At 71.4% G+C, this 18,192-nt stretch carries 18 protein-coding genes; 5 read left to right on the forward strand and 13 right to left on the reverse strand.

The features are described from left to right. Positions 1–110: 110 nt before the first annotated feature. The 7 genes from AB0I53_RS04815 to AB0I53_RS04845 are packed head-to-tail and all read right to left on the reverse strand — an operon-like array spanning position 111 to position 7,703. Positions 111–887: an SDR family NAD(P)-dependent oxidoreductase gene (locus tag AB0I53_RS04815; protein ID WP_358596492.1), complete on the reverse strand. Its 777-nt coding sequence runs from the start codon at positions 885–887 to the stop codon at positions 111–113. After that, positions 884–1,858 carry a DUF4432 family protein gene (locus AB0I53_RS04820; protein WP_358596494.1) on the reverse strand — a complete coding sequence of 325 codons (975 nt, stop codon included), beginning with the start codon at positions 1,856–1,858 and terminating at the stop codon, positions 884–886. The genes AB0I53_RS04815 and AB0I53_RS04820 overlap by 4 nt, the downstream gene beginning before the upstream one ends. Beyond that, positions 1,848–2,630, reverse strand: a complete 783-nt coding sequence (locus AB0I53_RS04825; protein WP_358596497.1) for an enoyl-CoA hydratase/isomerase family protein — start codon at positions 2,628–2,630, stop codon at positions 1,848–1,850. The genes AB0I53_RS04820 and AB0I53_RS04825 overlap by 11 nt, the downstream gene beginning before the upstream one ends. Next, entirely contained in the window at positions 2,627–3,805 is a 1,179-nt protein-coding gene (locus AB0I53_RS04830) for a CoA transferase (RefSeq protein WP_358596500.1), read from the reverse strand. Before AB0I53_RS04830 ends, AB0I53_RS04825 begins: the two co-directional genes overlap by 4 nt. A gap of 30 nt (positions 3,806–3,835) precedes the next feature. Continuing rightward, a complete protein-coding gene (locus AB0I53_RS04835; protein ID WP_358596503.1) occupies positions 3,836–5,215 on the reverse strand; it encodes an AMP-binding protein in 1,380 nt (459 codons plus the stop codon). Further along, the gene (locus AB0I53_RS04840; protein WP_358596506.1) at positions 5,212–6,339 is read right to left on the reverse strand and encodes an extracellular solute-binding protein; all 1,128 of its coding nucleotides are present in this window, start codon (positions 6,337–6,339) and stop codon (positions 5,212–5,214) included. The genes AB0I53_RS04835 and AB0I53_RS04840 overlap by 4 nt, the downstream gene beginning before the upstream one ends. Beyond that, positions 6,336–7,703, reverse strand: a complete 1,368-nt coding sequence (locus AB0I53_RS04845; RefSeq protein ID WP_358596509.1) for a sugar porter family MFS transporter — start codon at positions 7,701–7,703, stop codon at positions 6,336–6,338. The genes AB0I53_RS04840 and AB0I53_RS04845 overlap by 4 nt, the downstream gene beginning before the upstream one ends. A gap of 70 nt (positions 7,704–7,773) precedes the next feature. Between AB0I53_RS04845 and AB0I53_RS04850 the strand changes: the two genes are divergently transcribed. Both AB0I53_RS04850 and AB0I53_RS04855 read left to right on the forward strand, forming a co-directional pair. Continuing rightward, on the forward strand, positions 7,774–8,826 hold the full coding sequence (locus AB0I53_RS04850; RefSeq protein WP_358596512.1) for a LacI family DNA-binding transcriptional regulator: 1,053 nt from the start codon (positions 7,774–7,776) through the stop codon (positions 8,824–8,826). Beyond that, positions 8,823–9,233, forward strand: a complete 411-nt coding sequence (locus AB0I53_RS04855) for a RidA family protein (protein ID WP_358596515.1) — start codon at positions 8,823–8,825, stop codon at positions 9,231–9,233. Before AB0I53_RS04850 ends, AB0I53_RS04855 begins: the two co-directional genes overlap by 4 nt. Before the next feature lie 118 nt (positions 9,234–9,351). Here AB0I53_RS04855 and AB0I53_RS04860 read toward each other — a convergent pair whose 3' ends face one another. After that, positions 9,352–9,567, reverse strand: a complete 216-nt coding sequence (locus AB0I53_RS04860; RefSeq protein WP_358596518.1) for a DUF397 domain-containing protein — start codon at positions 9,565–9,567, stop codon at positions 9,352–9,354. 122 nt (positions 9,568–9,689) lie between these two features. Between AB0I53_RS04860 and AB0I53_RS04865 the strand changes: the two genes are divergently transcribed. Together AB0I53_RS04865 and AB0I53_RS04870 are read left to right on the forward strand one after the other, a co-directional pair. Next, entirely contained in the window at positions 9,690–9,917 is a 228-nt protein-coding gene (locus tag AB0I53_RS04865) for a zinc finger protein (protein ID WP_358596521.1), read from the forward strand. A gap of 616 nt (positions 9,918–10,533) precedes the next feature. Beyond that, positions 10,534–11,730: a cytochrome P450 gene (locus AB0I53_RS04870; RefSeq protein WP_358596524.1), complete on the forward strand. Its 1,197-nt coding sequence runs from the start codon at positions 10,534–10,536 to the stop codon at positions 11,728–11,730. Here the strand turns inward: AB0I53_RS04870 and AB0I53_RS04875 are convergent. Genes AB0I53_RS04875 through AB0I53_RS04895 form a run of 5 tightly spaced genes read right to left on the reverse strand, consistent with a single transcriptional unit; the run spans position 11,708 to position 16,973 of the window. Continuing rightward, entirely contained in the window at positions 11,708–12,592 is an 885-nt protein-coding gene (locus AB0I53_RS04875; RefSeq protein ID WP_358596527.1) for an NAD-dependent epimerase/dehydratase family protein, read from the reverse strand. The two genes, AB0I53_RS04870 and AB0I53_RS04875, sit on opposite strands and share 23 nt — an antisense overlap. Continuing rightward, positions 12,589–14,091: a class I adenylate-forming enzyme family protein gene (locus AB0I53_RS04880; RefSeq protein ID WP_358596530.1), complete on the reverse strand. Its 1,503-nt coding sequence runs from the start codon at positions 14,089–14,091 to the stop codon at positions 12,589–12,591. Before AB0I53_RS04880 ends, AB0I53_RS04875 begins: the two co-directional genes overlap by 4 nt. Beyond that, complete coding sequence (locus tag AB0I53_RS04885) at positions 14,084–15,235, reverse strand: cytochrome P450 (RefSeq protein ID WP_358596533.1); 1,152 nt, start codon at positions 15,233–15,235, stop codon at positions 14,084–14,086. Before AB0I53_RS04885 ends, AB0I53_RS04880 begins: the two co-directional genes overlap by 8 nt. After that, on the reverse strand, positions 15,232–15,978 hold the full coding sequence (locus tag AB0I53_RS04890) for a glycosyltransferase family 2 protein (RefSeq protein WP_358596536.1): 747 nt from the start codon (positions 15,976–15,978) through the stop codon (positions 15,232–15,234). The genes AB0I53_RS04885 and AB0I53_RS04890 overlap by 4 nt, the downstream gene beginning before the upstream one ends. Continuing rightward, positions 15,975–16,973, reverse strand: a complete 999-nt coding sequence (locus AB0I53_RS04895) for a ketoacyl-ACP synthase III (protein WP_358596538.1) — start codon at positions 16,971–16,973, stop codon at positions 15,975–15,977. Before AB0I53_RS04895 ends, AB0I53_RS04890 begins: the two co-directional genes overlap by 4 nt. Positions 16,974–17,365: 392 nt before the next feature. Between AB0I53_RS04895 and AB0I53_RS04900 the strand changes: the two genes are divergently transcribed. Next, a complete protein-coding gene (locus AB0I53_RS04900; RefSeq protein WP_358596541.1) occupies positions 17,366–18,181 on the forward strand; it encodes an alpha/beta hydrolase in 816 nt (271 codons plus the stop codon). The last annotated feature ends 11 nt before the right edge of the window (positions 18,182–18,192 follow it).

Here is an 18,192-nt window from a genome sequence, read left to right on the forward strand (position 1 = left end):
AGCGAACGGACCGTTCGCCTCGGTAGGCGAGACGAACGGTCCGTTCGCTTCAAACACCACGTTCCAAAACAGCAACTAAACACTCACGGGCCCCGCGATGTCCCCGGCGGTCAGACCGCGAGGCGGGCCGTCAGGCCTCCGTCTACGAGGAGGGTCGTGCCGGTGATCGCGCTGGCGTCCGGGGATGCCAGGAAGGCGATCGCCGAGGCCACCTCCTCCGGTTCGATCACCCGGCCGATCAGGTGCTGGCCGCCCCACTCCGCGAACGCGCGCTCCGTGTCGCCGCCGGCGAACTGGCGGGCGCTGTCCTCCAGCATCGCCGTGCGCACCGAGCCCGGCGCCACGCAGTTGACCCGGATGCCGTCCGGGCCGTGGTCGATCGCCATCGTCTTCGTCAGCGCCACCAGCCCCGCCTTGCTCGCCGAGTAGCTCGCCACCAGCGGCTGGCTCGCGAACGCCTGCGCCGAGGAGACCGACATGATCGCTCCGCCGCCGCGCGTGCGCATCACCGGGATCACGTGCTTGGCCAGCAGGAAAAGGCCCCGAACGTTGGTTTCCACGACCGCGTCCCAGTCGGCTTCCGGGGAATCCACCACCTGGCCGTACTTCACGATTCCCGCGCACTGCACGAGCACGTCGATCCCGCCGAGTTCGCCGGCCACCGCGCGCACCGCAGACTCCACCGAGCCCGCGTCGCGAATGTCGCAGGCCGCCGCCGTCGCGGTGCCGCCTGCGGCGGTGATCTCCTTCGCCACCCAGGCCGCCGCGTCGCCGTCGAGGTCGGTCACGCCGACCGCCGCGCCGCGTTCGGCCAGCAGCCGCGCCGTCGCCGCGCCGATTCCGCTGCCCGCGCCCGAAACCAGTGCGGTCTTGCCGTCGAACGTCATTGGTCGTCTCCTTCGAACGTGATCCGGCCGGCCAGGTCCATGCCGGTGACCGGGCGGGGATCGTGGTGCACCGCCAGGCACACCGCGGTGGACACCGAATCGCGCGGGCCGATCTCGACGAGGTTCCCGCCGCTCGCCTTCGCGCGCTCGACGCCGCCCGCCGGGATCGTCGAGGCGGGCTCGGCCGCGAAGACGTATTCCGTGCGGTACCAGGGCAATCCGGGTGTCGCGTTGCCCTCGAACCACAGCCAGGCGTTGGGCAGCACGTCGCCGTTCCACGCCATGGCCACGCCGAGGTCGCCGTCGGCGCTGGTGATCGACACCCAGTGCTCGGTGAAGTCCTCGAAGTAGGCGAGCGCGGCCTGCCCCGGGCCGCCGGGTGGCAGCGTCGAGAGCGCCTGGACGGGCCACGCGAGCGTCGCGCCGGGTTCCAGGCCGGACGTCGGATCCACCGTGAGCTTCTGCGCGCCCGACGCGATCCGCGTCCCCGGCGTCACCAGGGGCGCGCCGAAGGCCGGGTGGTGCACGATCGCCACCGAAACCGGATCGGGGCTTTCGTTGTGGAACGTGTCCTCCACCCGCAGCACCGATGCGGCCAGCTCGACGCGGCGGCGAATCCGCAGCGGCGCCTGGCTCAACCGCACCGAAAGCACCGCGGAGTCCGAAGTGGACTCCTCGACCTCCCAGCGCAGCAAGCACGCCTCGCCGTGGAATCCCCAGGTGCCGCCCGCGACGTTCGACGCGTCGCCTGCGTTGGGGCACAACAGCTGCCAACCGCCCTGGTACAACGCCTGCCACGACTGGCGGGATTCCGGCGCCCACGGCCCGGGTCGGGCCGAATCCGCCCACGGCGTGCGGTAGAGCAGCTGCGCGCCGGTGCGGGCATCGGTCAGCGCGGTGATGTCCGCGCCCCGGTCGGGCGTCAACCGCACCGCCAGGTGGTCGTTTCGCAGTTTGAGGTCAGTGGCCACGGAACACCGCCGATCGCTTCTCCAGGAACGCCGCTACGCCTTCCCGTGCATCATCGGTGGTGTAGAGCCAGGACAACACCTGCTGTTCGCGGGTCAGCGCGGCGGCCAGCCCGGTTTCCAGCCCGTCGTCGACCAGCCGCTTGCCCTCCCGCACCGCCAGCGGCGCCTGCCCGGCGATCGTCGTCGCCAGCTCCACCGCGCGCGGGACCAGCTCGTCCGGCTCCACCAGCGCCGTGAGCAGCCCGAGGCGCTGCGCCTCGTCGGGCTTCATCCGGCGACCGGTGAGAACCAGTTCCTTCGCGACCCGCGCGCCGACCGCGCGGGGCAACCGCACCGTGCCGCCACCGCCGGGCAGCAGGCCGAGCGACACCTCCGGCAATCCGAACCGGGCCGCGGCGGAGGCGACGATGAAGTCGCAGCACAGCGCCACCTCGAAGCCGCCGCCGAGCGCGTAGCCGTTGACCGCCGCGATCGTCGGCTGTGGCAGCGCGGCGAGCTGGTCGAACACGCCGCGCGAGAGCTTCTGGTAGTCGTCGAAGGCGGTGCGGCTGACGCCGGAGTACTCGTTGATGTCCGCCCCGGCGATGAACCCTCGCCCGGTGCCGGTGAGCACCAGCACCCGCACCTCGTCGTCCGAACGCAGGCGCACGAGGTACTCGCCCAGCGCCTCGACCATGCCGCGCGACAGCGCGCCGAGCGCGCTTTCCCGGTCGATGCGCAACACGGCCACGCCGTCCTGCCGCGTTTCCACCAGGTTCTCGTGCACCTTCATGCCACGGCTCCGTCCGTGCGCAGCTGCTCGATCTGCTCGGCGCTGAGCACCTCGCCGAGGACGTCGCTGGTGTGCTCCCCCACCGCCGGCGGCGCGTAGCGCAGCTGCCACGGCGTTTCCGACAGCCGGATCGGGCAGCCGATCAGCTCGATGTCCCCGGCCTTCGCGTGCCGGGTGCGCACGATCAGGTCCGAGCCGTCCGCCCGCAGCTCGTCCACCGCTTCCTTCGTGCTGCGCACCCGCGCGCACCACACGCCCGCGGGCAGCAGCGCGTCCAGCCAGTCCTGCGTGGGCCGCTGCGCGGTGCTGGCTTCCAGGATCCGCTTGACCTCGTCGCGATCCGCCCAGGCGTCCAGCTCCGCGACCTGCGGCGCGCCGAACAGCGGGCCGACCACGTCCAGCGGCGCCATCGCCACGGCCAGCCAGCCGTCCGCGGTGCGGTAGATCCCGAACGGCGCGTCCAGCCACGCCTGGCCGACGCCTTCGGCCGAGCGCGAGAACTCCGCGCGCTGGTTGACCATCGACGAGATCTCCTGGCACTGCAACGAGATCGCCGTCGAGTACAGGTCCACCTCGACGCGCTGGCCGACGCCGTGGCGCAGCCGGGCCACCAGGGCGGCGAGAATGCCGTTGGCCAGGTTCAGCGCCGTGGCCGCGTCCACGATCGCGGTGCCGGCCGGGGTCGGCGGGTCGCCCGCCCGGCCGCCGTTGGCGGCGAGGCCGGACATCGACTGGATCAGCAGGTCCTGGCCGGGCCGGTTCTCCCTGGCGTAGCGGGTGTCCTGGCCCCAGCCCGAGCCGGAGCAGTAGATGATGTCCGGCTTGACGCGGCGGAAGTCCTCGAATCCCAGGCCGCGGCGGGCCAGCACGCCGGGCCGGAAGTTCTCCACCACCACGTCGCAGGTCTTGCCGATCTCCAGCAGCGCGTCGCGCACCGCTTCGGAGCGCAGGTCCACGGCCACCGACCGCTTGTTGCGGTTCATCGCCAGGAACGCCGCCGAGTCGCCGCCGACGAGGTCGCCCTGCAGCTGCAGGCCGCGCTCCCATTCGCCGTCGAGCCGCTCCACCTTGATGACGTCGGCGCCGAGATCGGCCAGCAGCTGGGTGCCGTAGGGGCCGAGCATCATCTGGGTGAAGTCGAGGATGCGGATCCCCTGCAATGCCTGCTCCGGCATGACTTCGCACCTGCCTTTCGGGTTTCGGGGTCAGCTGAAGGCGGCGCGGAGCCGCTTGCGGTCGGGCTTTCCGATGCTGATTTGCGGCAGCTCGGGCAGGAACACGACGCGCCGGGGTTTCTTGTACCCGGCGAGCCGCTGCGCACAGGCCCGCCGAACGTCCTCTTCGGACACTTCGGCGCCGGGCCTGCGGACGACGGCGGCGGAAACCGCCTCGCCCCAGCGCGCGTCCGGCACGCCGAGCACTGCGACCTCGGCGACGCCGTCGAGGGCGGCGATGGCCTGCTCGACCTCCGCCGGGTAGACGTTGAAGCCGCCGGTCACGATCAGCTCGCTGCGCCGCCCGGCCAGGTGGACGTATCCGGCGTCGTCGACGCGACCGAGGTCGCCGGTGCGGAACCAGCCGTCCCACAGCGGCTCGCCGCCCCAGTAGCCGGGCATGATCTGCGGCCCGCGAACGGCGATCTCACCGTCCAAGATGGACAGTTCCACCGAATCGACCGGCCGCCCTATGGAGGAGAGCACCTGACCGGCAGCGTGGTCGGCGGCGGAGAGCACGGTGAGCGGCGCGAGTGCTTCGCTGAGGCCGTAGAACTGGTACAGCACGGTCCCGAGCGCCCGCTGCGCGCGTCGCATCGCCGGGACCGAGATCGGGGCCGCGCCGTAGACGACGGCGCGCAGGCTCGTCGGCCGGTCGACCACCTCGGCGAGCCGTTCGAGCATGGTCGGCACGAGCGTCACGGCGGTCACCCGGTGCCGGTCGATGGCCGCGAGCGCCTCGACGGGATCGAACCTGGTCAGCGGCACCGCCGCCGCGCCCGCCAGGGTGTAGGCGGAGCCGACGGAGCCGCTGAAGTGGCTCATCGGCGCGACGTGCAGCACGACGTCGTCCGGCCCGATCGGCGGCAGCTCCTGCCACATCGCCTCCACCATGGCGACCCACGCGCCGCTGGTCACCTGGGCGCCCTTCGGCCGTCCCGTGCTGCCCGAGGTGTACATCAGCGCGACGAGCTCGTCCGGGTCGCGGCGCGGTTCGAAGTCGTCGGCCGGGCCGGTGAACAAATCCGCGCCCGGCGCGATCACCCGGCGCCCCGGCACGTCGAGCTCGGTCACGATCGCAGCGGCCCCGCAGTCGTCGGCGATCGCGGCGATCTCAGCCGGGTGCAACCGGGTGCTCACCGCGACGCGCACGAATCCGCCCAGCCACAGCGCGTGTTCCAGCGCCAGCACCTCCGGCCGGTTGTCCAGCGCGATCAGCACCCGATCGCCCGGCCGCAGGCCCAGCCGCCGCAACGCCGTCGCCGCCGCCCGAGCCTGCGCGCCCAGTTCGCCGAAGGTCAGCGCGCCGACGGCCGGGCGCGCGGCGAAGGTCCGGTGCGCTGCGGCGACCAGCTCGGCGAGCGTCGTCATGGCTCCAGCTCCGCGTACGTCGCCGCGCAGACCTCGTTGAACCGGCGCACGATCTCCCCGGCCGTCGTCCCGCGCCGGACCAGCGGGTGGATCTCCTCGCCTACCCGGCGGTGCACCACCGGGTAGGCGATGTGCCGGGGCCGCACGAAGGCCCGGTCCAGCGTCCGCAGCGTCGCGGAGTAGAAGCCGCCCGATGCCGCGTCCACCGCCGGATCGGTCCACGCCGCCCGGTTGCCCGGCTGGCCACCGGCCGCCGCGTACTCGTCGCGCTGACACTCCGCGCTCACGACGTGCGACAGGAACCGCGCTGCCGCAACGGGTTCCGCGCACTTCGCCGAGATCGCCAGGCCGACGCCGCCGAGCAGCGAACCAGCGGGCGCACGATCCGGCGACGGGATGTCGGCGAAGCGGACCGCGTGGTCGCGCGCGTAGTTCACGTAGCCGAACACCACCGGCGAGTAGGCCACTTCACCGGCGGACATCGCGGTCAGCGTGTCGATCGGGTCGATGTCGAGCGACCGCGCGTCGACCAGCTCCAGCAGGCCCAGCAGCCGCTCGGCCGCGGGCACCGCCACCTCCGGATCGAGCCCGGAGCGGTCCAGCCAGCCGCTCTCCCCGATCTGCGAGCACAGCGTCAGCAGGCTGCAGACCAGATGCGTCGGGTTCGCGGGCAGCACCGTCCGATGTCGCGGCAGTTCCTCGAGACAAGCCGTCACGTCGTCCCAGGTCGCCGGCGCCTCGTCGAGCGCCTCGGGGAGGTAGGCCGAGACCTGCGCCGCGGCATCCATCGCCACCGCCCACTGACTGCCCGCCCAGGTGTAGCTCGCGAAGCTCGGGCCGGTGCTGTTCTCCCACTGCTGCGCCAAGAACGGCGCCGGCAGCAGCTCTTCCAGCGGCATCAAGGCGGAATTGGCGTGCGCCTGGCCGACGTACGGGTGATCCATCGCGATCAGGTCGTACCGGGCGGCCAGCTCGACGATCGGCACGTCCTCGAACTCCCGCAGCGACCGCGAATCCCAGCTGATCCGCACCTCCGGATGCCGCCGCGCGTACTCGGCCGAAACCTCCCGCAGGCAGCCGACTCCGCGCTGGTGGCCCCACGCCATGCCGTGCAACACCGTCATCGGGTGGCCTCCTCGCGAGTCTCGGAGATCTCCTCCAGCGAACGCCCCTTCGTCTCCGGCACCACCCGCACGCAGAACACCGTCGCCACCGCGCAGACCACGCCGAAGATCCAGAACGTGGCGGTGGCGCCGGCGCTCTCGATGAGCAGCGGGAAGGTCAGCGCCACCACGAAGTTCGCCAGCCAGTGCGCCATCGTGGCCATGCCGACCGCCGCGCCGCGCACCTTCAGCGGGTAGATCTCGGCGATCAGCACCCACAGGATCGCGCCGACGCCGAAGGCGAAGCAGCCGATGTAGGCGGCCATGCAGATCAGCGCGAACCAGCCGACCAGGCCGCTCTGGCTCGGCAGCAGGTAGACCAGGCCGAGCGCCGCCATGCTCACGCCCATCCCGGCGAACGCGCTGATCACCATCGGCCGCCGCCCGAGCCGGTCGATCAGCAGCATCGCGACCACCGTCATCAGCACGTTGATCAGGCCGACGCCGACCTGCGCGAGGATCGAACCGGACGCGCCGAAACCGGAGGTCTCCAGCACCGACGGCGCGAAGTAGATGATCGTGTTCACGCCGGCGATCTGCGAGAACACGGCCAGCCCGAGGCCCACCACCAGCATCGGCCGCAGCGCCGGATCGCGCAGCACGCCGCGCGCCGAACGGCTCTGCCGGTCCCGCTCGTCGGCGGCAGCGATCTCGGCGAGTTCGGCGGAAACGTCGGCCTTGCCGTGGATGGATCGCAGCACGTCCTCGGCCCGCGCGGCGAACCCTCGGCTGACGAGGTTGCGCGGCGTCTCCGGCAGCACCGCCATGCCGGCGGCGAGCAGCACCGCCGGCACGACGGCCAGCCCGAGCATCCACCGCCAGCCCTCGATCGGCGCGAACAGGAAACCGACGGCGTAGGACACCACGATGCCGATGGTGATCATCAGCTGGTTGCTGTTGACCAGCGCACCGCGCCGGTCGGCGGGAACCATCTCGGCGATGTAGAGCGGGACGACCGCGGAGGCCGGGCCGATGGCCAGGCCGAGCACGAAGCGGCCGAGCACCAACGCGGTCGCGTCCGGGGCGAGGCCGGCGAGCAGGGCGCCGACGGCGAAGACGCCCGCGGTCACCAGCAGCACGGTCCGCCGCCCGAACCGGTCGGCCAGCCGCCCGGACACCAGCGCGCCGATGGTCGCGCCCACCAGCAGCGAGCTGACCACCACGCCCTCCATCAGGGCGGACAGGCCGAACTCGGTGCGGATGAACAGCAGCCCACCGGAGATGACGCCGGTGTCGTAGCCGAACAGCAAGCCGCCGATCGCGGCCACCGCCGCGACGGTGCCGACGGATCTCGACCGCACGGCGGGATCGCTCGAGGACCTCATCGTCCCGATCTCCTTGGGTTGTTCGGAAATGATCGGTAAATCGTTTTACCTTGCCGGTATGCTTACCTCCGTGTCCGAGAGCTGTCAACCCGCCGATCCGGTCACCGGCCGGGCCAAGATGAGCGATGTGGCCCGGATCGCCGGCGTCAGCCAGGCGGTGGTCTCACGCCTGTTGCGCGGCGACGAAACGCTGCGGATCAGGGAGGAGACGCGCAACCGCGTGCTGGAGGTGGCGGCGCAACTGCGGTACACGCCCAACGAGGTCGCGCGGGCGCTGCGCCGCGCGGAGTCGGGCATCCTCGGGATGGCGGTGCACGACACCAGCAACCCGGTGTACAGCGAGATCATGGCGGGCGCGCAAGAAGAGGCCAGCGCCTCCGGCTATGCCCTGCTGCTCGCCGACGCCGACGAGCTGGCGCGCAGCGACCGGGCCTTCGAGCGCATCGTGCGGGGCAACCGCATCGACGGTCTGCTGCTGCAGCGCGGCAGCAGCACGGCGGACGAGACGATCGCCAAGATCGCGGCCACCCGGCTCCCGTTGCTGCTGGTCAATGACCGCACGCGCGGCGAGATCGGCAGCGTGGCGCTGGACGACGACGATGCGACGTACCTGGCGACGCGGCACCTCATCGAGCTCGGGCACACCGCGATCGCACACCTCAAGCTGGGCAACCCGAAGGCCCGCTCCGAAGCGCGCACGCGAGGCTGGCGGCGCGCACTGCAAGAGGCCGGACTACCAGACGGCCCGCAGTTGCGAGGCGGCCACACGCCCGAAGAAGGTGCGGCAGCGCTACCTCGCCTGCTGGCGAGCGGAACCGTGCCGACGGGCGTCGTAGTCAGCAACGTGCTCGCGGCAGTGGGCGCTATGACAGCGGCGCGCGAAGCGGGCCTGCGAATCCCGGAAGATCTGTCCATTGTGGCCGTGCACGACGTGTTCTTCGCCAAGCACCTGTCACCGCCGCTGACGGTGGTCCGCCTCCCACTGCGCGAACTGGGCCGCCGTTCGGTCGCGGCGATCCTCCGCCAACTCGAAGGCAGCCCGGCCCGCCACGAGATCATCACGGAACCCGCCCCGGAACTCATCGTCCGCGGCTCGACGGCTCCGAGGAGGAAACAACGATGATCCAGCGCTGGAGCCCGGAAGGCATGGCCCCGCCGATCGGGAAGTACAGCCACCTGGCCCGGGTACCGGCCGGGCACGAGTTCCTGATCATCTCGGGCCAGGTGGGCACGTCACCGAACGGCGAGCTGGCGGGCCCCGACGCGGAATCGCAAACCCGCGCGGCCTTGACCAACATCGAAAACCTGCTGAAAGCGGCAAGTGCGGAACCGAAACACCTGGTGAAGCTGTTCGCGATGCTGTCGAGCACGGACCACCTCGCGGGCTACCGCAAGGCCCTGCAAGAAGCGCTGACCAGGTGGTATCCAAGGGAAGACTGGCCAACGCACTCGCTGATAGTCGTGTCAGCGCTGGCCACCCCAGAACTAGCGGTAGAAGTCGAAGCCACAGCAGCGGTCCCGAACCACTGACCGGCCCACGGCCTGGCTCCAGTGCCCGTGTGTACTTTGTGCTGCTATAGCAACACAAAGTACACACGGTCGTTGATCTGCCCAAACAAGGCGGAGCAGCAAATCTTGGGTAGAACGGTCAGGCCTGGTCGAACCGGCCGACCTTGATCGCCTGAACCATCGCGGCGTAGGCACCAGGCGCGATCAGCAATGCGGGTCCTGCGAGATTCTTCGAATCCCGGATGGCGGCGAACGCCGCGGTGGCGCCTACCTCAACGCACTCCGAGCCCTGCGCGCTGCGGCTGCTCTTGCGCCACCGGATTGCTAAGTCGGACGCCCGGTCAACGTGGCTCACGTCAACTCCTTCTGCACCTTGCGGATGAACGACAGCGACTTTATCGCGGGCAGCGCCGAACTCGTCAGGTGATGAATGACGGTGATTGAGCTTGGAATTTCCAACTCGAGGTGGTGGTGGCGATGTACCGGCCGCATCCGTTCAGCTGGGTACCGGCCGCTGGACAGCGGCACGCGAGCACCGAATCGCGTCCGCCCGGTCGATTCCCCACCGGAATGGCGGTCACCGTGCTCTGCGGCGAACACCTCCGCGCGGACAACAGTGAGCTCGCCTGGCTTTGGAGCACGTGTCCGCTGTGCAACGAAAAAGCTCACCTGCTTGCCGGAATTCCGCTGGTGATACGGCGATGAAGCGCGGCCGGAGAACCGAAGGGATCAGCTGACCAATGCTCACCGTCTCAATCACATTGGCAGTACTGGTAATCCTCGTTGGTATGGCGGCAGCTTCGCGTAGCCGTGCGCATCTGCCGCAACATGCCGGCGCCAGTGCGGGCGCTACCTCCGTGTGGCAACTGAAGGCCCAGATAGAAGCCGAAACCGCTCGTAGCAACCGAGGCGGAAAGCATCGACTTCGTGAGACCGCCCCGGAGCCCACGCCAGAGCGACAAGCGGACGATCCAGGCGACGATCTACCCGTTCCGCCGCTGGAACTTCAGCGGCGCGTCCTCGAAGGACTGCGCCGCTGGTAGAAGCCCGCTCGGTGCCTCACCCCGATCCCTCGACAGGCACCGAGCCATGTGGCTGGGAGGCGCTTGGCCCCCGAAGCACCTCCCGGCCACCCTCCCGGTTCGACGCGCCTCCCTCCACCGCGTCGGACCGCCCGGTGGCCGGGCGCACTCCCCCCGGTCAGCGCCCGGCCACCGGTCTCGGCATCGCGTGGGGCTGCTGAGGTCCCGGTCCGGGGCCGTGAGTGTTTTGGGCTGCTATAGCGACCCAAAGTGCTCACGACTCTGCGATAGTCGGCCTCGTGATCGAACTGCTCGGCCATCGGGATCCCGCTCAGCGGCATGAGGCTCGGCTGCTTTGGGCCAGCCGGCCCGCTCTTTACCTGCTGCTTCGGCTCTCCGCTCGTGGTGGTCCCATCCGGCGGGTTCCCAAGCTTGGTTGGCTGGTCAACGATCCCGTGGTCGCTCGCCGGATTCTCAACGACGGCGCGCACTTCACGCTGCTCGGCGAGGGCGGCGTCGGGCACCTCTGGGCTCAGGTGCTCGGCGACTACGTCTACCGCATCTTCGACGGGCCCGGGCACGCCGATCTACGCTCGCGGGCTCGCGACCTGTTCACCGATGCCACCGCCCGTCCGCTGGTTCGCCGGGTTTTCGATCCGGCGTTGCTGCCTGCCGTGGAGCGGTTGCGGGCCGGTGGCGTGGTCGATCTCGCCGATCTCTCGCGGGTGCTGGTCGGGCGGATGATGGCGGATCTGCTCGGGCTCGACCTGCCGCCGGAGGACGAGCACTACCGGGCCGTGTTCGGCACCGGCGAGCGGCTGGCGAAGCTGGCGCTGGGCAGCGCCGCGTCGACCGAGCTGCCGCCCGAGGTCGTCGCGCAGGCCAAGCCGATCATCGCCGACCTCACCCGCAACGTGCCCACGGCGTTCGCCGAGGCTCCCGCCGAGACGCTGTTGGGCCGCTGCCGGGAGCTGGGTCTGTCGTTGGAGGAGACCTCGGGGATCGCCGCGCTGCTCATGGTGGCTGGCACCGAAACCGCCGCCACCGCGATGGCCCGCACCGTCGCGCTGCTGCACGACACCGGCCAGCAGCACCAGCTGCGCGAGTCGCCCGAGCTGCTGCCCGACGCCGTGCGGGAGGGCCTGCGGGTGACCACGCCCGCGCCGCTGATCGGGCGCAGCGTCAGCAGCGATGTGACCGTGGACAAGGCCCGGCTGCGGGCCGGTGAGCGCGTGATGCTGTTGACCTACGTCGCCAACAATCGGGTCGGGGGCTTCGACATCAACCGGCCCTACGTGCCCGAAACCCGGCAGCTGTGGTTCGGCGCCGGCAGGCACCTCTGCCTCGGCGCCGCGCTGGCCCGGGCGGAGATTTCCCATCTGCTGCAAGCGATCCTGGAAACCGGGCCGATCCGGGTGGTGTCCCGGCGGCCGGCTCGCGGCGTGCTGATCCCGTCTTACGCCGAGCTTCGCATCACCACCGGGCCGCCCCGGTGAACGACGTCGGTGCCGGCCGGTAGCCGAGGTCGCGGCGCGCCGCAGTGATGTCCAGGGTGCGCTCGAACCCGAGGTGGCTCACGGCGTAGCGGCTCAGCTGGGCCAGCCTCGGCGGCCGCCAGGTGTTCTCGGCCACCGCCGCGAGGTTCCAGGCCAGCCGCACCGGGAGGTGGCGGATGCGCACCTGGAGGCCGCGCTCGCGGAACATCTCGCGCAGTGCGTCCTCCAGGGCCACCGGCTCGGCATCGGCGAGGTTGTAGGTGCCGGGTTTTCCCGTGCAGGCGAGCAGAACCGCGTTGGTGAGGTTGTCGATCGACGTCAGCGAATGCCGGGTGCGGCCGTCGCCGACGATCACCAGGTTCCGACCCCGGACCGCGTCGAGCAGCCGCGGCAGCAACGTCGTGTCGCCCGGCCCGTACACGGCGTGCGGGCGCAGCACGACGGTGTTGGGCCGATAGGTCAGCAGTCGTTCGGCCGCGGCCTTGGATTCGCCGTAGGCGTTGAGGTATCGGGCGACGGGAGCCGCCGTCTCGTCGGCATCGACCGTCGCGGTGAACGGGTCGTAGACGCTCGCGGTCGAGATGTGCACCAGGCGCGCGCCGGGGAAGGTGTCCGCCACGTGCCGCGTACCGTCCACATTGGTCCGCCACATCGTCGCCGACGCCGTCTCGTCGGCGACCGCCGCGGCCGCGTGCACGACCGCGTCGACCTCGGGCGGATCCGCGAGCGGGCCGCTAGCGATGTCCCAGTGGCGAACGCCCGTCCGCCTGCCGAAGGCGTGCACCTCCCAGCCTTCGGCTTCGGCCGCACGGCGCACCGCGTTGCCGACGAAGCCGGTCGCGCCGGTCACCGCGATCCTCATCCCGCCAGCATCTTCCGCAGCGCGTCCCGGTCCAGCTTCCGGGTTCGCCCGGACACCGGGAGCTCCGCCACCACGACGACTTCGTCCGGCAGCGCCGCCGCGTCGATGAGCTGCGGCAGCTCCGCGCGCACCGATTCCGCGAGTCCCGGCCGCGTTCCGGCCACGACGAGCACGATCCGCTCGTCGCCGATCTCGTCCGGCACGCCGATCATCGCCGCGCCCTCGACGCCCGGCAGCGCGGCGATCGACGGCTCGTAAAGGCCCGGGTACACGTTGGTCTTGCCGCGCAGGATCATGTCCTTCTTCCGGCCGACCAGCACGATCGAACCGTCCTCGATGCGCGCCAGGTCGCCCGTCGCGTGCTCGGTCAACGGCGGCCGGCCGAGGTATCCGCGGCACATGTTCGGCCCGGAAACCAGCAGCTCACCGTCGTCGGCGACGCGCGCGCGGACCCCGGGCAGCGGTTTCCCGAGCAGGTCGCCGTCGTGGGCGAGTTTCTCCTCGGCGGAGGCCACCGCGATGGGCAGGATCTCGGTCATGCCGTAGATCGCCAGGAACTCGACGCCGGGAAGCGCCGCCTCGGCCCGACGCAGCAGCGGAGGCAGCACCGGAGCGGCACCGAGCCACACCTGGCGCAGCGAACTCGGCAGGGCCACCTCCCCGCGCTCGGCGGCGTCGAGCAGCGCGGCCAGATCCGCCGGCACGAAGAAGGTGTGGGATGCCTCGGAAAGCCCGTTCGCCACCGAGGAAAGGTCCGCGGTGGGCGAGAATCCGAAGCGCGGCATCGTCCAGTGCGCACCGGCCACGAGGCTCGGCAGGCCGAGCAGGAACTGATCCGTGTGCACTCGCGCGCCGGGCGCGAGCGCGCACCTGGCCGCGAGCACCTCCAGCGCCGCGCCGAGCGAACCCCGGGTGTGCACGACGGCTTTCGGCTCGCTCGTGGTGCCCGCGGTGAACACCACGACCGCGTCCTGGTCCGGCGCCGACGACCATTTCTGCCACGGCTCGGTCGGTTTGGCCAGCGCTTTCGCCGAGACGGCGCGCAGCGGGACGCCCGGCAGCCACGGCCCGGACCGCACGTGCCGGACCGGCAGCGACGAGTAGTCCGGCAGCAGCACACCTCGACGCCGGGCCAGCGCACGGCCGGGGCCGGGCGCGCTCGCCGCGTACAGCAGCGACTCCGCGGCCGCCCACGCGGGCCGGGCCAGGTCGAGGCGGCTGGCGAACAGCTCCGGGCCGGAGCCCGGATCGATGAACACCACGGTGCCGCCCGCCGCGACCGTGCCCAGGGCCAGCACGACGGCCTCCGGCCCGGGCCGAACCGAGAAGAGCATCCGGTCGCCGGGACGAAAACCCTTGTCACGCAATCGATCCGCGGTAGCCGTGACGCGCCGGGAGAGATCCGCGTAGGTCAGCGTGCGTCCCGCCGGTCCGGTCAGCGCGGGCGCGTCGCCGTGCCGCCGGCCGGCGTCAAGGACTTGCGCGAGAAGATCAGCCACGGCGCACCACCAGGCTCCGGTAGGCGGGAATCAGCACCCCTCGGGCGACCTTCCGGTCCACGACGGCCGCGCCTCCCGCGGCGAGCACGGTGTCCAGCACCGTCCGGATTTCCGCGGCGGCCAACGGCATTCCGAGGCAGAAGTGCGGGCCTGCCCCGAACCAGAGCCGCTGCACCGCCGGCGGATGCGGGCGATCCGGGTCGAAGCCGCCGAGGCTCTTCGCGGCGGAGATCGTCGCGATCACCACCCGATCCCCCGGCCGCACCCGCACCGCACCGACCGTGCGCTCGGCGGCGACGCTGCGCAGCATCACCGGCGACGGCACGGTGAACCGCAGGGCCTCCGACACCACGTCGTCGGCGCGCTCGGGCTCGGCGACCAGCCGCGGAAGCCAGCCGGTGTCGTGCGCCAGGGCGATCAGCCGCGGCACGTAGGAGACGAGCGTTTCGGTGCCGGTGAGCACGAACGCCGCCACCGCGCCCAGTGCCTCCTGCTCGGACAGGCCGAGCTCGCGCATCCGTCCCGGAACCGACTCCGGGTCGCCGTGCGCGAACGCCTCGGCGGCGGGTCCGGTCAACTCCGACAACGCTTTCCGCCCGCGCGCCACCTGCGCCGGAGCGAGCCGCGAACGCCCCAGCCGCACCATCGAAGTCACCGCCGTCGCCGCGGCGAAGGCCCGGGCGAAGCCCGCCCGGTCGGCCGGCAGGCCGACGAGTTCGCAGATCACCGCGCCGGCCAGATCTCGCACCACCGGCACGAGATCCACGGCGCGCCCCGCGGTCAGCTCCGCGCGCAGTGCCGCCATCGGCTCCGCCGCCACGCGCGTGCACAGCTGCTCGACGAAGCGCGGCGTGAACAGCCCGGACAGCTTCCGGCGCAGCCGGGCATGGTCGCCGCCTTCCATGTTCAGCAGCACCGACGGCCCCACCACCGGCGTCCACAGGTCAGCCGGCGAACCCGGCCCGGTCTTGGTGAAGCCCTCGGTGTCGGTGAGCACCTCGCGGGCCAGCGCGGCTTCGCTGACCACCACGCCGACGCGCGGCACCCGCACCACCGGCCCGATCCGGCCGATGCCGCGCACCAGCGGATACGCGAGCGGGTGCGCGCCGAGCTGCACCCGCCGCTCCCACTTCGCAGCGGTCACCTGATGTCCACCAGCTCGGGCCGGTAGCGGTGATCCGCGTACCAGGCAAGGGTTTTCAGCAGTCCCCAGGCGCGCACCCGCCGCACCGAGCCGCGCACCACGACGTCCCGCCGCAGCCCGTAGTCGGCGGTGAGCAGCCGCACGGCGTTGACCAGGGCGCGGTCCTCGTGCACGTCTTCGATCTTGGTGCGCGGGAATCCGCCCGCCTGCGCGTAGAGCTCGCTGGTGATGGCCATGTTGCAGCCCGGCGCCATCACGTACGGGCCCCGGTAGCGCGGATCGCGGTTGCCGGGCCGGATCTTGCCGAACGCGCTGGCCACCTCGACGGCGCCGACCAGCAGCGACCGCTGCCAGGCGGGCACGCCCTCGTCGGTGCGCGGCAGCAATTGCCCGGCCACCATGCGCAATCCCGACGCGAACGCCGCGTTGATCCGCCGGGTCCAGTCCGGCGCGGGCAGGCAGTCGGCGTCGGTGCGGGCCAAATGGACCGCGCCCTGCTCCGCGGCGAAGCGCATGCCGGTGTCCGCGGCCGCGCCGGTGCCCTTCTCCGGCTCGTGCACCAGGTGGACCCACGGGCGCGTCCGGCCGAAGCCCGCGACGACGTCCGCCGTCGCATCCGTCGAATCGTTGTCCACCACGACGAGGTTGAAGTCAGAATCTCGTTGCGCGTCAAGCGCTTCCAGCGTCGCGGTGATGCCGGTCGCCTCGTTGTAGGCGGGCACCACCACCCACAGCCCGCTCACAGCCGGATCACCACGATTCCCAGGCTGACCCCGCCGGCCATGCCCACCAGCGCCACCAGGTCGCCCGGCCCGCAGCGGCCGAGCTGCTGCGCGACGGCCAGCTGCAGCGGCAGGCTGGCGGAGGCCACGTTGCCGTGCTCCCGGATCGTCACCACCAGCTTGTCGGCGGGAACTCCGGCCCGCTCGGCGAAAACATCCAGGTACGGCAGGGAAACCTGGTGCACGCACACGACGGCGAAGTCCTGCCAGCCGAGCCCGAGCCGCGCCAGCGTCTCGTCCAGCACGCCGGTGCCCAACCGCAGGAACGCCGACTTCAGCCGCCCGCCGTCCATCGCGAAGTAGCTGTACTCGGGATCGCGCGGATGCGCCGATCCCCCGCACGGCAGCGTGCCGACGTCCCACTGCGACGAATCGGCGCTGAACCCGCTGCCGAGCACTCCGGCGGGCCCCGCCGTCAGCAGCATCGCCGCGCCCGCGTCGGAGAGCGTGTAGCCGGGGAAGGCGCGCAGGAACGTCCCGATGTCGGGCACGTTCCACCGGATCGCCCGCGACGGCGACTCGCCGCTGACCAGCAGCACCCGCCGGTACCGGCCCGCGCCGATCAGCGCGTCGGCGACCTCGATGCCGTTGAGCACGCTGTTGCAGGCGTTCTTGACGTCCATCACCGGGCAGCGCAGGCCCAGCTTGGCGGCCACGATGTGCGCGGTGGCGGGCTCGACCATGTCCTGGCTGGCCGAGGCGAACAGCAGCAGATCGACGTCGTCGGCCGAGGTGCCGGTCTCGGCGAGCAGCTTGCGCGCGGCGGCCGCGGCCAGGTCGGAGGCCTGCTCCTCGTCGCCGAGCACGTGCCGCGACTCGATTCCGGTCAGCCGCCGGATGATCCCGGCCGGGGGCTGGAACGCCGCGCTCTCCGCCGCGATCCGCCGCTCCACCTCCGCGGTGCCGACCTCCCGCTCCGGCAGGTGCACGGCAACCCCGGCCAAGTGCGCGCTCATGTAGTCGGCCCTCCCTGAGGACGGTTGCAAACTCGTTTTGCGTAGCGGTGCGGGTAGCGGCCCCCCGGCGGGAGTTACGGCCGCCGCCTGGCTGTGGGATCCCCGACTTACGTATGACCAATACGCGGCATCGGGGCTGTCCTCGCCAGACGACGTCTGAGAACCCGCGGCGGTGCGAGCTGAGTCCCACACCGCATGCGGCTAACGCCGCATTCTGAAAGGACCCCCTAAACCCGAGCGACCGTATAACGCCGAGCGCACAGCGATCCTGAGTAGGGTTACTCAACTCCGTCGAGTGACGCCTCGACTACGACGTGGAGATCGGGATCGTCGGTGCCCGCTGGCAGGGTGCGCATCCGAAGCGCAGTCTCCAGATCACCGAGGACCCAACTATGCCCGAACGCACGTCCGTGCGCCTCAACCACGTCGAGCGGGGCGCCGGAACCCCGGTGCTGGCCCTGCACGGCTGGGGGCCCGACCACCGCCTGGTGCTCGGCTGCCTGGAGCCGGTCTTCGCCGACCGCACGGGATACCGGCGGCTGTACCCGGACCTGCCCGGCATGGGCAAAACGCCCGCACCAGCCTCCTTCTCGAGCTCCGACGATCTACTCGCCGCCGTGCGGGACTTCGTGGACGACACCATCGGCGACGTGCCGTTCCTGCTGGTCGGCGAGTCCTACGGCGGCTACCTCGCCCGCGCGCTCACCCGGTCCCGCCCCGGGCAGGTGCTCGGCCTGGCGTTGATCTGCCCGGTGGGCACCAAGCTGGAGCACGCCGAACGCACGGTGCCCGAACACCAGGTGCTCCGCCCAGATCCGGCACTGCTCGACTCGCTGGACGACAGGCTCGCCGAGCTGGTCAGGGACAACGTGGTCGTGCACACGCCGGAAACGGTGCGCCGGTTCCGCGAGGAGATCCTGACCGGCGTCGACCTCGCCGACGCCGAAGCGATCAGCCGCATCCGGCTGCGCTGGGAGCTCACCGAAGACCCCGAGGGCGGCGCGCCGTTCGACCGCCCGACGCTGGTCCTCACCGGACGACAGGACGGCGCGGTCGGCTATCTCGATCAGTTCGCGCTGCTCCCGCATTACCCGCGCGCGACGTTCGCCGCGGTCGACGTGGCCGGGCACAACCTTCAGATCGACCAGCCCGGGCTGTTCAACGCGCTGATGTGGAACTGGCTCGACCGCGTCACCGCCGAATCCTGAGCAGCTTCACC

Source organism: Saccharopolyspora sp. NPDC050389 (assembly GCF_040655595.1).
Classification (GTDB): Bacteria; Actinomycetota; Actinomycetes; order Mycobacteriales; family Pseudonocardiaceae; genus Saccharopolyspora.